Annotated in this window: 15 protein-coding genes; 13 read left to right on the top strand and 2 right to left on the bottom strand. The window is 70.9% G+C overall.

The genetic code is table 11. The features are described 5' to 3' along the window. Nucleotides 1–93: 93 nt before the first annotated feature. The 9 genes from EYW40_RS02800 (at nt 94) to EYW40_RS02760 (ending at nt 7,460) form a co-directional block, all read left to right on the top strand. On the top strand, nt 94–612 hold the full coding sequence (locus EYW40_RS02800) for a transcription factor (protein ID WP_135820098.1): 519 nt from the start codon (nt 94–96) through the stop codon (nt 610–612). Then, a complete protein-coding gene (locus EYW40_RS02795) occupies nt 612–1,292 on the top strand; it encodes a DUF2110 family protein (RefSeq protein ID WP_135820097.1) in 681 nt (226 codons plus the stop codon). Before EYW40_RS02800 ends, EYW40_RS02795 begins: the two co-directional genes overlap by 1 nt. Continuing rightward, a complete protein-coding gene (locus EYW40_RS02790; protein ID WP_135820096.1) occupies nt 1,289–2,047 on the top strand; it encodes a DUF5803 family protein in 759 nt (252 codons plus the stop codon). The genes EYW40_RS02795 and EYW40_RS02790 overlap by 4 nt, the downstream gene beginning before the upstream one ends. 38 nt (nt 2,048–2,085) lie before the next feature. Then, complete coding sequence (locus EYW40_RS02785; protein WP_135820095.1) at nt 2,086–2,778, top strand: competence/damage-inducible protein A; 693 nt, start codon at nt 2,086–2,088, stop codon at nt 2,776–2,778. A 194-nt stretch (nt 2,779–2,972) separates the two neighbouring features. Next, the gene (locus EYW40_RS02780; RefSeq protein ID WP_135820094.1) at nt 2,973–4,037 is read left to right on the top strand and encodes an ATP-NAD kinase family protein; all 1,065 of its coding nucleotides are present in this window, start codon (nt 2,973–2,975) and stop codon (nt 4,035–4,037) included. A 103-nt stretch (nt 4,038–4,140) separates the two neighbouring features. Further along, nucleotides 4,141–5,172: a phosphate signaling complex PhoU family protein gene (locus tag EYW40_RS02775; protein WP_135820093.1), complete on the top strand. Its 1,032-nt coding sequence runs from the start codon at nt 4,141–4,143 to the stop codon at nt 5,170–5,172. Between the two features lie 76 nt (nt 5,173–5,248). Next, nucleotides 5,249–5,731 carry an SRPBCC family protein gene (locus EYW40_RS02770; protein ID WP_135820092.1) on the top strand — a complete coding sequence of 161 codons (483 nt, stop codon included), beginning with the start codon at nt 5,249–5,251 and terminating at the stop codon, nt 5,729–5,731. A 2-nt stretch (nt 5,732–5,733) separates the two neighbouring features. After that, nucleotides 5,734–6,516 (top strand): hypothetical protein, encoded by a 783-nt coding sequence (locus EYW40_RS02765; protein WP_135820091.1) that lies wholly within the window; start codon nt 5,734–5,736, stop codon nt 6,514–6,516. Between the two features lie 44 nt (nt 6,517–6,560). Next, nucleotides 6,561–7,460: a DMT family transporter gene (locus EYW40_RS02760; protein ID WP_135820090.1), complete on the top strand. Its 900-nt coding sequence runs from the start codon at nt 6,561–6,563 to the stop codon at nt 7,458–7,460. Nucleotides 7,461–7,463: 3 nt separating this feature from the next. Here the strand turns inward: EYW40_RS02760 and EYW40_RS02755 are convergent, their stop codons facing one another. Further along, nucleotides 7,464–7,817, bottom strand: a complete 354-nt coding sequence (locus EYW40_RS02755) for a helix-turn-helix domain-containing protein (RefSeq protein ID WP_135820089.1) — start codon at nt 7,815–7,817, stop codon at nt 7,464–7,466. Between the two features lie 65 nt (nt 7,818–7,882). Next, nucleotides 7,883–8,311, bottom strand: coding sequence for a chemotaxis protein CheW (locus tag EYW40_RS02750; protein ID WP_135820088.1), 429 nt, complete (start codon nt 8,309–8,311; stop codon nt 7,883–7,885). A gap of 113 nt (nt 8,312–8,424) precedes the next feature. On the opposite strand from EYW40_RS02750, the gene EYW40_RS02745 reads away from it, so the two are divergent. The 4 genes from EYW40_RS02745 to EYW40_RS02730 all read left to right on the top strand — a co-directional run bounded on the left by EYW40_RS02745 (nt 8,425) and on the right by EYW40_RS02730 (nt 13,662). Further along, nucleotides 8,425–8,979: a chemotaxis protein CheW gene (locus EYW40_RS02745; protein ID WP_135820087.1), complete on the top strand. Its 555-nt coding sequence runs from the start codon at nt 8,425–8,427 to the stop codon at nt 8,977–8,979. 111 nt (nt 8,980–9,090) lie between these two features. Then, nucleotides 9,091–9,453: a chemotaxis protein CheY gene (gene cheY / locus EYW40_RS02740; RefSeq protein WP_135820086.1), complete on the top strand. Its 363-nt coding sequence runs from the start codon at nt 9,091–9,093 to the stop codon at nt 9,451–9,453. After that, entirely contained in the window at nt 9,450–10,637 is a 1,188-nt protein-coding gene (cheB, locus tag EYW40_RS02735) for a chemotaxis-specific protein-glutamate methyltransferase CheB (protein WP_135820085.1), read from the top strand. The genes cheY and cheB overlap by 4 nt, the downstream gene beginning before the upstream one ends. Next, the gene (locus EYW40_RS02730; RefSeq protein ID WP_135820084.1) at nt 10,630–13,662 is read left to right on the top strand and encodes a chemotaxis protein CheA; all 3,033 of its coding nucleotides are present in this window, start codon (nt 10,630–10,632) and stop codon (nt 13,660–13,662) included. The genes cheB and EYW40_RS02730 overlap by 8 nt, the downstream gene beginning before the upstream one ends. Nucleotides 13,663–13,681 lie beyond the last annotated feature (19 nt).

Here is a 13,681-nt window from a genome sequence, read left to right as displayed (position 1 = left end):
AGGTGAGCAGTCCCTCGGGACTGCGAGCCACGAATCACGAACGGAGTGAGTGATTCGGAGGTTTTAAACGCCTGACGGACGCCGTTATTACCAATGGCTTTTGAGGACCTGCTCGAGGACCCCGTCATTCAGAAGTACCTTCACGAGCTGGTCGGACCGAAGGGGATGCCGGTCGCCGCCGCCCCGCCGGACGGCGAGGTGACCGACGAGGAACTGGCCGAAGAGCTGGACCTCGAACTCAACGACGTGCGCCGGGCGCTGTTTATCCTCTACGAGAACGACCTGGCGACGTACCGCCGCCTGCGCGACGAGGACTCCGGGTGGCTCACCTACCTCTGGACGTTCCAGTACGAGAACATCCCGGAGAACTTAGAGGAGGAGATGCACCGGCTGCTGGAGGCCCTGGAGAACCGCGAGGAGTACGAGCGCAACCACGAGTTCTACCTCTGTGAGGTCGACTCCATCCGCTTCGAGTTCGGCGAGGCGATGGACTTCGGCTTCGAGTGTCCCGAGTGCGGCTCGCCGCTGGAGGCGATGGAGAACACCCGGCTCGTCGACTCGATGGAGGACCGCATCGCGGCGCTCCGCGACGAACTGAACGTCGAGGCATAATGGTCGTCCTCGCAACCAAGCTGTACGTGGCGGGCGACGCCCGGGAGCGCGCGGTCGACTCGCTGCGGTCGCTGGTCGACAACGCCCTGGGCGACCTGGACGTGAGCTACGAGGTCGGCGTCCGCCACGACGACTTCCCGTCGGTCACCGTCTCCGGCGAGGACGCCGTCGTCGCGCGGAACCTGCTGCGCGAGGAGTGGGGGGAGATCACCGGCGAGTTCGAGGCCGGCGAGACGTACGTGGGCACGCTGGAGCGGTGGGACGAGGACGGGTTCGTCCTCGACGCCGGCGAGTCGGTCCGGATCCCGGCGGACGAACTCGGCCTCGGTCAGGGCTCGCCCGAGCAGATCCGCGAGCGGTTCGGGCTGGTCCAGCACCTCCCGCTGCGCTTCGTGTACGGCGGCGAGGGGGACGGCGAGGCACACCGCCTCGCCGACGAGGAGCGCGACCGTCTCTACGAGTGGACCCGCGGCGACGGCCGCGTCAACGTCAACAGCGCGACCCGCGCCGAGGTGCGGGCGACGGTCAACCGCGCCGGCCACGCCCGGGACATCGTCACGGTTGAGCGGCTGGGTCTGCTCGAACAGTCGATCGTCTGCGGCGAGGGGACGGACCCGCCGGGGCTGCTCGCGAGCATCGGGGAGCACCTCCCCGCCGAACTCCGCTGTGTCGTCCCATGAACAGGCGACTCCTCGTCGGCGCGGCGCTGGTCGGCCTGCTTGCGGTCACGGCCGGCTGTAGCGTCGGACCGTTCGCCGACGACATCACCGACGAGGAGCTAGACGAGAACGCCGACTACGACTGGGAGACCGACGCCACCGTGACGATAACGATCGAGGGCGCGGAGTATCAGGCGGTGTACGACACCGCCAACCGCTCGCGGCTGTCGGTGTACCAGCAGGGCTTTGCCGGCAACGAGCCGGTGAACGTCCGCGCGGTCAAGTTCCGGTACGCGAACGGGACGTTCGTCAACGGTTCGGCCCTCGACGTCGAGAAGCAGGGCGGCGAGACGGTGATCGACCTCCCGGCCGAGAACGGGACGGTCGCCTACACCGCCGACACCCGGCCCAAGGAGTTCGGGTCGCCGGTGCTCGTCGAGGGGTCCCACGAGGTGATCCTCCCGCCGAACCACCGGACCGGGAACTTCCTCTTTAGCCACGTCAGCCCGGGTAACCCCGAGAAGGAAGTCGTCGACGGCCGCGTTCACCTGCGGTGGGACGACCCCGAGGGCAACGTGTTCGTCCGGTACTACCTCGACCGCGACATCTACATCTTCGGCGGCATCGTCGCCGTGCTCGGGGTCGTCATGGTCGCCGGCCTGATCTACTACCTCCGGCAGATCCGCGAACTGGAGCGCCGCCGCGAGGAGATGGGGCTGGACGTGGAGACGGACGACGACGAGTTCGACGACGAGCCGCCGCCGGGGATGCGGTAGCCCGCGAACTTTTACTCCCGCGGGCGCAATCGACGGCCATGAACGCCGCGGTGGTCACTGTCGGCGACGAACTCCTGTCGGGCGACACGACCAACACGAACGCGACCTGGCTCTGCGACCGACTGGACGGCCGCGGGGTGACGGTCGAGCGGGTGACCGTCGTCCCGGACCGGGAGGCGGACATCGCCCGGGTCGTCAACGAGTACCGCGCGGAGTACGACGCCGTCCTCGTCACCGGCGGGCTCGGCCCGACCCACGACGACGTGACGATGGAGGCGGTCGCGGCCGCCCTCGGCCGGGACGTGGTCGAACACGAGGCCGCCCTGGAGTGGCTCGCCGAGCACGGCGGCTACACCCGCGACGACCTCACCGAGGGGACCGCGGACCTCCCGCGGGGTGCCCGCGTGCTCCACAACGAGGTGGGCGTCGCCCCGGGCTGTGTCGTCGACTCCGTCTACGTCCTGCCGGGCGTCCCCGCAGAGATGGAGGCGATGTTCGAGCGCGTCGCCGACGAGTTCCAGGGGGCCGAAAAGCACGTGACGGTCGTCGAGGCCGACGAGCCGGAAAGCGCCCTGCTCTCGCGGGTCGACGACCTCCGGTCGCGGTTCGACGTGACCGTCGGCTGCTATCCGGGCGACTACGTGCGGGTGAAGATAAGCGGCGGCGACCCCGAGGAGGTGGCCGCCGCGGCCGACTGGATCCGGGAGCGGGTCGAACCGGTCGAGAACTAGCGGTACAGGTACGTGAGCCAGGCGACGGTGATGAGCAGGCTGACTCCCAGCACGCCGTAGCCGACGGCGTCCATCGGCAGCACGGTCTCGGCGAGGATCGTCGTCATACCCGGGCGTTCCGGGGCCGCGCTCTTAACTCTTGACGAACCGGCCGCGGTCGGACCGCTTTTGTCGCCGCGGCCGAACCACCGTCCATGCGACGCATCGGGGTCGTCGTCAACCCGGTCGCCGGTATGGGCGGTCGCGTCGGGCTGAAGGGGACCGACGGGAAGGTCGCGGAGGCCCGCGAGCGCGGCGCGGAGCCGCGCGCGCCGGACCGCGCCCGCGAGGCGCTCGACGCCCTCGCCGACCGGGCCGACGAGGTGGCACTGCTCGCCGCCGGCGGACGGATGGGCGCGGACGAAGCCGCGGCCGCGGGGTTCGACCCCGAAGTCGTCACCCGGCCCGGCGACGAGACGACCGCCGCGGACACCCGCGAGGCGGTCCGGGAGTTCGTCGACCGGGGCGTCGACCTCGTGCTGTTCGCCGGCGGCGACGGTACCGCGGTCGACGTGGCCGCGGCCCTGGACGAGCGCGGCAGCGACGTACCGATGCTGGGGATCCCGGCCGGCGTGAAGGTGTACTCCTCGGTGTTCGGCGTCTCGCCGCGGGACGCCGGCCGGATCGCCGCGACGTTCGAGGCCGCGGCCGACCGCGAGATAAACGACATCGACGAGGACGCCTACCGCGGCGGCGAGGTCGAGACGGAGCTGAAAGCCGTCAGGCCGGTGCCGGTCGCCGACGCGGTGCAGTCGAGCAAGCAGCTCGGCGGCGGCAGCGTCGAGGGGCTCGCCGAGGGCGTCGCCGCGGACGCGGAGCCGGGCACGACGTACGTGCTCGGCCCCGGCAGTACCGTCGGCGCGGTCAAGGCGGCGCTCGGCTTCGACGGGTCGCCGCTGGGCGTCGACGTGTGGCGGGACGGCGAGGTGCTCGTCCGGGACGCCACCGAGGCGGAGATACTCGACGCGCTCGGCGACCGCAACGTCGTCGTGGTCTCGCCGATCGGCGGCCAGGGGTTCGTCTTCGGGCGGGGCAACGACCAGATATCGCCGGCCGTCATCCGGCGCTCCGAGGTCGAGGTCGTCGCGTCGCGGGCCAAACTCGACACGGTCGGCGTCCTCCGGGTCGACACGGGCGACGAGGCCGTCGACGAGTCGCTGCGGGGCTGGCGGAAGGTCCGCGTGGGCCGCGTCGAGCGGCGGCTGTTGCAGGTCGTCTGAGCCGCCCTTCGGCCCCCACGAGTGGGGTTGGCATTATAATATCGTCTCAAGTGTTAATGGGCGTATAGTCAACGTTAAGGTATCCGCTCGCCATTGAACCGCCATGGAAACGCGTAAAGTGCAGCGGTTGGGGCCGTCCACGCTGGCGATGACGTTACCGGCGGAGTGGGCGCAGGAACACGACGTCGAGAAGGGCGACGAGGTGTCGCTCCGGATGGGCGGCAAGGGGACGCTCACCGTCATGCCGGAGTCGGTCAGCACGGGCGACTCGGAGGCGATCATCCACGCCGACGACCTGGACGCCGACGCCGTCGAGCGGGCGATCCTCGCGCAGTACGTGCTCGGGCGGCGGGTCATCCGCGTCGAGCAGTCCTCCGGCGCGCTCGACTCCGACCACATCAACGCCGTCTACAAGGCCGAGACCCAGCTCATGGGGCTTGGCGTCATCGAGGAGACGCCCGAGAGCATCTCGATCCGCTGTTCGGTCGACCCTGAGGACTTCACCCTCGACAACCTGCTCGAACGGCTCGAATCCACCGGCTCGACGATGCGCGGCGAGGCGATCAAGGCGCTGGCCCACGGTAACCCCGACCTCGCCCAGCGGGCCCTGAACCGGGAGCGGCAGGCCAACAAGATCTTCGTGCTCCTCCTGCGGCTGATCTTCACCGCCTACCAGAACCCCAACCTCGCCCGCGCGGTCGGCCTGGGCGACGGCTTCCCGCTCATCGGCTACCGCTCGATCGCCAAGAACCTCGAACTCACCGCGGACAACGCCGAGGACATCGCGGAGATCGTCCTCGAAACCGAGGGGCACAGCCTCGACATCGACAGCGGCACGATGCGACGCATCCGCGAGTTCACCGACGACGTCGACGAGATAACCGCGCTGGCCGTCGAGTCGGCGGTCAAGCGGGACTACGACCTCACCATCGAGGTCCGGAAGCTGTTCCACGACATCGGCGACCGCCAGCAGGAGATCCTCGACGACCTCCCCGAGATGGAAAACGACGCCCTGCTGGAGGTCCGCGAGGTGCTGGTCAGCCTCCAGCAGACCGCCGAGTTCGCCATGCGGAACGCCGAGATCGCCGCGAACCTCGCGCTGAACGAGGAGAGCGAGCACACCACCATCAAGTGAGCCGCGCCCGCCCGGCGCCGCCGGGCCGGCCGGTCCCGCCGCGACTGTTTTACCGCTGTCGTCCGTAATGAGGGACATGTCCGTCTACCGTCGGGAAACGCGGGTCGCCGCGCCGCTGTCGGAGGTGTGGGAGTTTCACTCCCGGGTGTCGGGGCTGGAGGCGCTGACGCCCGGCTTCGCCGGCCTCCGGATCGAGGCGGTCGCGGGGCCGGACGGCGAGCGCGACCCGGACGTGCTGGAAGCGGGGTCGCGGATCCGGATGTCCATGCAGCCGTTCGGCGTCGGCCCGCGCCAGCGCTGGACCTCCGTCATCACCGAGCGCGAGGAGGGGGAGGGGACCGCGACGTTCCGCGACGCCATGGAGGACGGCCCGTTCGACCGCTGGGTCCACACCCACCGCTTCTTCGCGGACGGCGACGAGACGGTCGTCCGCGACCGCGTCGAGTACGAACTCCCCGGCGGACGGCTGGGCGAGGCGGCCGGCCCGCTGGCGTACGTCGGGTTCGAGCCGATGTTCCGGTACCGCCACCGGGAGACGAAACGGCTGCTGGAGGACTGACCATGCCCGGGGGCGACGCCGGCGACGGGACCGCCCCGCCCGAGCGGCGCGCCGCGCTCGGCAACGCGGACGCCGCCCGGGTCGGGACGGTCAGCGGGGTCGACTACCTCACGCTCGTCGTCCACGTCCACGAGAACTGCGAGCGCGGCGACGTTCGCGCCGCGACGGCCGCCGCCCGGACCGTCGTCGAGGGGATGGGCGACCGCGTCGACGGGTACGGCCTCTCGTGGACGCTCGCCGTGCCGACGGCCTGGCCCGCCGACCGGGCGACGCTCCGGCGGGAGTGGCAGTCGGTGGTCGACTCCCGGGGCGGCGACGCGGTCCACCTGTTCCTGGTCAACGCCCCCGGCGACTACGGCAACGGCTACGGCCACCGCATCGAGCGCGTCGGGGACGGCGACGGTGCGACCGTGGCCAACGTCGGGGCCGCCCGGTACTGGGACGGGCCGGCGGTCGCCCGGAACATCGTCGTCCACGAGACCCTCCACGCGTTCGACGCCGACCACCGCGACGGGACGGTCGCCTACGAGAAGGGGGACGACGGGCCGGCGTACGCCGACGTGTCGCCGATGGCGACCGCCTACGTGCGGTACGCCGGCCCGGAGTGCGGCCGGGGCGTGCGGGCGTGTGCCGACACGACCTGGCCCGGGACAGGGCGGCTCCCGGAGGCGTTCTCGGGCGGGACGCCGAACGGGGAACCGGCCGCCGGCGTCCGGGGCCACACCGACCGCGTGGCCGACGCCGCGTGGGGGAGCGTCCGGACGTGGCTCGACGGCGTGCGCTGACCGGAACCGCAACCGGTAAGCGGGGCGAACGGAACCCTCGTGGCATGAGCGAGTCGGTCGCCGACCGCGTCCCGCCGATGGGTGCGCTCGCCGTCGCCGTGGTCGCGGTCAGCACGAGCGCCATCCTCGTCCGCTGGAGCGCGGCGAGCAGCGCCGTCATGGCGTTCTACCGCGTCCTCTTCACCGTGGCGCTCGTCGCGCCGGTCGCGGCGGCGCGCCACGCGGCCGACTTCCGGCGGTTATCGCTCCGGGACGGCGTCGCGGCGGTCGTCGCGGGGGTCGCGCTCGCGGTCCACTTCGCGTCGTGGTTCGAGAGCCTGAACCACACCAGCGTCGCCGCCTCGGTGACGCTGGTCCAGACCCAGCCCGTGTTCGTCGCCGCGGGCGCGGCCGTCCTCCTGAACGAACGCGTCTCCCGGCGGGTCGCCGGCGGCATCGGCGTCGCCGTGGTCGGCGCGGCCGCGATGTCGCTGACCGGCGGCGGGACGGCCGCGGTCGGCGGGCGCGCGACCTTCGGCAACGCCCTGGCGGTGCTCGGCGCGGTGACCGCCGCGGGCTACGTGCTCGCCGGCCGGTCGGTCCGCCAGCGGGTCGCGCTGTTCCCCTACGTCACCGTCGTGTACGCCGCCTGCGCCGCGACGCTGTTCGCGCTGGTCGCGGCGGGCGACGCGCCGCTCGTGGACTACCCACCCCGGGAGTGGTTGCTCTTCGTGGCCATGGCCGTCGGTCCGGGCGTGTTCGGGCACACGGTCGTCAACTGGGCGCTCGAACACGTCGAGTCGAGCGTCGTCAGCGTCTCCCTGCTCGGCGAACCGGTCGGGAGCACGCTGCTCGCCGCCCTCCTGCTCGCGGAGATCCCGTCGGCGGCGACGGCGCTCGGCGGCGCGGTCGTCCTCGCGGGGATCTACGTCACGACGACCGAACGGGCGGGGTCCGCGCCGTAGCGGTCAGTCGATCTGGTCCTGTAGCCGGTTTTTCGCCTCGGAGCGCTCCTTGCGGGTGATCGTCGGGGCGTCACAGGTCAGGTCGACGGTGATCTCGTCCAGCGTCCGGCGGTAGACGTTGGTCCGTCGCCCCTCCTCGGAGAGGTTGCGGCCCTCACACTCCAGTAGGCCGGCCTCGACAAGTTCCTCGATCCGCCGGTAACACGTCGCGATGGGCACGTCGAGTTCTTCGCTCAGCCGCTGAGCCGACGTCGGCGTCCGGGTCGCGTGGAGGATCTCGACGCTGTACTTGCTACCGAGTGCCGCGAGGAGGTCCCGCGACCCGATATCGTCCGTCTTCGTTCGGCTACTCGCCATCCTGTCGAAAGCGTTTCCAATTATCATAATTGAATCTTCCGGCCGACGGATGCGTCAGGCGGCCGTCAGGAGCCGTTGATCGAGTCCGCGTCCACCCAGAGCGCGCGCTCGCCGTCCGCGTCGACGACCCCCTCGACGTGGGGCACCGTGTTCGACGGCCGATCGACGGCCGCGACGTCGATGCGGACCGCGCTGTACACCTCGTCGACCAGCCATGCGTCGACCTCGCCGCCCGTCCGCGAGTCGAAGACGACGACGCGCTCGCCCGGTTCGATCTCCCCGCCGCGGTGGATCTCGACGCTCGCGCCGAACAGACGCTTCAGGTTTACGACCCGTATCGTCTGGCCGTCGGCGTCCAGTCGTCCGGCGACGACGCCGTCCGCGTCGTCCGCGTCGAGCGCGCCGCGTTCGAGGACGTTTCTGACCCTGTCTATCGCGACGCAGTAGCGCTCGTCGGCGAGGTCGAACGGCAGCATCCGGCGGTGTTCGCTCACGCCTTTCGGGTGCGAAGTCCGGCGACGTGAACCTTTCTCAACGGCGAGCGGTCGGCGGACCTCCCGGCGAGGGTGAACGTTTTTGTGCCTGTCCCCGAAAGGCGTCACAACGGATGTCCACCGATCTGCCGGACGAACTGCTCGACATCGACGACGTCGGGTTCGACGAGGAAAAGCGGGACCCGGAGGGCGGCGACGGGGACGACGAACCCGAGGAACAGGAGCGCGTGCTCGTGTTCCGCGTCGGGGACCGGACCTACGGGCTCGACGTGGGGGACGTCCGCAGCATCGTCGAACTCGGCGAGCGGACCCGCGTCCCGCGGTCCGGGGACGCCATCGACGGGATCATGGACCTGCGGGGCGACATCACGGCGCTCATCGACCCACGGAAGCTCCTCCCGGTCCCCGTCGGGACGGCGCCGGAGAACCAGCGGGTCATCGTGTTCGACCGGCCCGCCGACGACCAGAGCGCCGGCATCCGGGTGGACGCTATCGAGGGCGTCAGGTCGTATCCGGTGAGCCAGATACGGCGGGAGGACCCGTCGTTCGAGATGCCCGCGGGGAGCCTCGTGAAGGCCGTCGTCGAGGTGCCGGCCGAGGACGAGGACGCGGCCCCCGAGCGCACGTCGATACTCGACGTGGGGACGCTGCTGGCCGCGGCGAACTGACCGACCCGACGAACTGCCCGGGTCGACGCCCGGACGCCCCGGTTATCGGTTGTGATAACCGGGCGACAGCATTTATGGTCGTACTGCCTGTATCCGACCCTGGTGAAACAAATGTCGACAGGGGTCCTCATCGTGGACGACTCTCATTTTATGCGGAATCTACTGCGACAGATTCTCGAAGACGACTACCACATCGTCGGAGAGGCGTCCAACGGGGCTGAAGCGGTGAAACTGTACAAGGAGAAGAACCCGGACATCGTGATGATGGACATCGTGATGCCCAAATGCAACGGGATCAAGGCGACGGCCGCGATCAAGAAGCTCGACCCCGACTCGCGGGTCATCATGTGTACGAGCGTCGGCCAACGCGAGAAGATGAAGCTGGCGGTCAAGGCCGGCGCGGACGGCTACGTGACGAAACCGTTCGAGGAGCCAAGCGTCAGGAAGGCCCTCACGGACGTCGTTCCGGCATGACGAGCGTTCTCGTTGTCGACGACTCGGAGTTCGTGCGGACGGTGATCGGCAACGCGCTGTCGGACCACGGCTACGAGGTCCGCGAGGCGTCGGACGGCGAGAGCGCGGTCCGGGCGGTCGCCGAACACGACCCGGACCTGGTCACGATGGACGTCGTGATGCCGGGGATGGACGGCATCGAGGCCGTCGACCGCATCATGTCGGCCAACCCGACGCGGATCCTCATGCTGTCGGCCCACACGGAGGCGGGCGCGGACGCGACCCTCGAAGCACTCTCGAAGGGCGCGGTCGACTTCCTCGCCAAGAGCGGCGAGACGGTCCCCGGCGACGCGGGGACGCTGGCCGAGCGCGTCGTCGAGAAGCTTCGGGCGGTCGAGCGGGTCGACCTCTCCTCGGTCATCGCCCAGCGCGCGGCCGACCGCGCCGCGGCGGCCGCCCAGCAGACGGCGGCGGCCGCGTCGGGCGGCACAGCGACCGTCGACGCCCCGGCGGTCGACGGTCCGACGGTCGAACCGACGGCCGAACCGACGGCGTCGCCCCCCACCGTCGACGGCGACCTGTCTGCCGAACTGGCGGGGGACCGACCCGCGACGCCGCCGACCGTCGTCGTCGGGGCGTCGACCGGCGGGCCGAAAGTCGTCGAGCGGATCCTCCGCGAACTCCCGGCCGACCTCGATGCAAGGGTGCTGGTCGTCCAGCACATGCCCGCGAGCTTCACCGGCCGGCTCGCCGCGCGCCTCGACGACCTCTCGACGTACGACGTGCGCGAGGCGGCCCACGGCGACGTGGTCGGCCCCGGCGAGGCAGTCGTCGCGAAAGGCGAGTACCACATGCGCGTGGTCCCCACGGACGGCGACGACCTCCAGCTTCAACTCACCGAGGAAAAGCGCCGCCACGGCGTCCGGCCGGCCATCGACGTGACCATGGAGTCGGCGGCCGACGCGGTCGACGACGGCCTGGTCGGCGTCGCGCTCACCGGCATGGGCAGGGACGGCGCGGCCGGCATCGAAGCGATACACGCGGCCGGCGGGACCACGATAGCACAGGACGAGGCGTCGAGCCCCGTGTTCGGCATCCCACGGAAGGCGATCGAGACGGGGGCCGTCGACGCCGTCCTCGACGCGCGGTCGATGGCCGCCGGGATCGTCGACGCCGCGACAGCGGACGGTGATACCGATGGATGAGTACGTCAGGGACTTCGTACAGGAGAGCGAGGAAGGGATCACGACGCTGAACAACGCGTTGCTGGACCTGGAGAACGACCCGGACGACGACGCCGCGATGGACGAGATATTCCGGACCGCACACACGCTCAAGGGCAACTGCGGCGCGATGGGCTTTACCGACGCGAGCGACCTCGCCCACGCGATAGAGGACCTGCTCGACGCGGTCCGGGCCGGCGACGTGGAGGTCACCCCGACGCTGATGGACCGGGTGTTCGAGGGCGTCGACTCCCTCGAAGCGATGCTGGACGAGACCCGGCGACACGGCGAACCGCAGTCGGACCCGGGGCCGGTCATCGCGTCGCTCCGGGAGTACGTCCCCGAGGCCGGGATCGAAGCGCCGGACGACGACGCCGTGGAGTCGCTGCTCTCGGCGGTCGACGCGCCTGACGACGACGCACACGACGTGTACCACGCCCGCCTCGACATCGCGGGCGGGACCGACTCGGGCGACGGGGTCCTCGTCGTGGAGGCGCTCCGCGACGCCTTCGACCTGCTCGGCACGGACCCGTCCGAGGACGCCATCGCGGACGGCGACTACGACGGGACGTTCGACGCCGCCTTCGCCAGCCCCGTCGGCGAGACGGCGATAAGCGCCGCGCTCGACCCGGTCGGCGCCGTCGAGGCGGCGATCATCACCGACGCGACCGCGGTGGCCGACGACCTCGCCGAGACGGCGGAGCCGACCGACGCCGCACCGACTGCGGAAACCGAGCCCGAGGCGGGCGCGGACGCCGAGCCGGCGGCGGACCCGGAGGACGTGTCCGTCGACGAACTGCTGGACGACGACGAGGTCGACCAGTTCGACGACCTCGACTCGATGGTCGACGAGGTCGGCGAGGTCGAGGGGCTGGACGACCTTGGCGAGGCCGGCTCGTTCGAGGGGATCGACGCCGAACCGGAGGTGTCGACGCTCGACGAATCGGCCGGCGAGGCGGCCGCCGACGATGCAAGCGAAGCGGCCGACGAAGCGGTCGAACCCGCCGAGACGGCGGAGCCGGCGGGCGACGCCGGGACCGACGACGGCGACGACGAAGTCGAGGACGCGTCCTCGACGTTCGCGGAGCTACAGGACGAGGTCGACCCGGTCGGCTTCGACGAACTGCAGGACGAACTCGACGAACTGGAGTTCGACGAGTACGACGACGAGGACGAGGTCGGCTTCGACGAACTGCTCGGCGACGAGGCCGACGTCGACGACGACCCGTTCGAGGACGCGCTGGACGACGTCGACGCGGCGCTGGCCGAGGACGACGCGGCCGACGCGGACGACGGGCTCGAACCCGAGTCCGGCGCGTTCGACGACCTCGTCGACGACGCTTCCGGGGACGACACCGTCGACGCGGACGAAGGCGTCGCCGCGGACGACGCCGGTACCGCCGACCCGTTCGGCGACGCCGTCGCGGAGGCCGACGCCGAGGCGGCGGACGCCGGGAGCGGCGCCGGCACGGCGACCGCGGAGAGCGACGCCGGGGCGGACGCGGACGGCGCGTTCGACGACGTCGGCTTCGGCGACGACGAGGCAGAGACGGGGACCGCCGACACCGGCGGCTTCGGCGACGTCGACCTCGACACCGGGACGACCGTCGACACGGCGACCGACGTCGGCGAGTTCGAGGGGTTCGACGCGCCCGATACGGCCGAGGAGTCCGCGGAGGCCGAGGACGTGGCCGACGAAACCGCCGCGTCGGACGACGCTGCGGCGGCCGACGCCGCCGTGGCAGAGGAGCCGGAAACCGATGCCACCGCCGACGAAGCGGCGGCCGCGTCGACCGGGACCGCGGACGCCGACGCCGGGGACGGCCCCCGGTCGGCCGTCGACCAGAGCGGTCCGACGAGCGGCGGGGAGGAGATCCAGTCCGTCCGCGTCGACGTCGAGAAGGTCGACCGGCTGCTGAACCTCGTCGAGGGGATGGTCACGAGCCGCGTCCGGCTGCGCCGGGCGATAGAGCGGGGCGACTCGCTGGCGCTGCTTGACCAGGAACTGGACGAACTGGAGGACATCACGACGGAACTGCAAGACACCGTGATGGACATCCGGCTGGTGCCGCTGTCGACCGTCACCAACCGGCTCCCTCGGACGGTCCGGGACATCGCCCGCGAGCAGGGCAAACAGGTCGACTTCGAGCTGCTCGGGGGCGACGTGGAACTGGACCGCAGCGTCCTCAACGAGATCGGCGATCCGCTGGTCCACATCGTGCGCAACGCGGTCGACCACGGGGTCGAGCCGCCGGAGGAGCGCGAGGCCGCCGGCAAGGACCCCGAGGCGTCGGTGGAGCTCCGGGCGCGGCGCGAGCGCGACCGCGTCGTCATCGAGGTGGAGGACGACGGGCGCGGCCTCGACCCCGACCGCCTCCGCGAGACCGCCGTGGAGGAGGGGATCCGGACGCGCGAGGAGGTCGAGGGGATGGACGACGAGGCGGTGTACGACCTCGTCTTCACCGCCGGCTTCTCCACCTCCGAGGAGGTGACCGACGTCAGCGGTCGCGGCGTCGGCATGGACGTGGTCGCCAGCACCGTCGAGGAACTGGACGGCGACGTCACCGTCGAGAGCGACCCGGGCGAGGGGACGACGGTCCGGCTGTCGCTGCCGGTGAACGTCGCCATCGCCGACGTGCTGTTCGTCGCGGCCGGCGAGGAGGAGTACGGGATCCCGATCAAGGACGTACAGGAGATCGGGCCGCTCGACGACGTGGCGACGGTCGACGGCCAGCGGGTCGTCCGGCGCGACGGCGAGGAGTACCCGCTGTTGGACCTGGCCGAGGAACTCGACGTGCCGGGGCCGCGGCGGAGCGGGGAGCACATGCTCGTCCGGGTGCGCGACGACATCCGCCCGGTCGCGATAGAGTGCGACGAGGTCCGCGGCCAACAGGAGGTCGTGGTCAAACCCTACGAGGGCGTCCTCGGCGACATACCCGGCCTCTCGGGCGCGACGGTGCTCGGCGAGGGCGACGTGGTCAACATCCTGGACGTGGAGTCACTATGATCCGAGACAGACGGAGGCA

Source organism: Halostella litorea (assembly GCF_004785955.1).
In the GTDB taxonomy this organism is placed as follows: domain Archaea; phylum Halobacteriota; class Halobacteria; order Halobacteriales; family Natronoarchaeaceae; genus Halostella; species Halostella litorea.
This window is presented reverse-complemented; position numbering and strand designations above follow the sequence as displayed.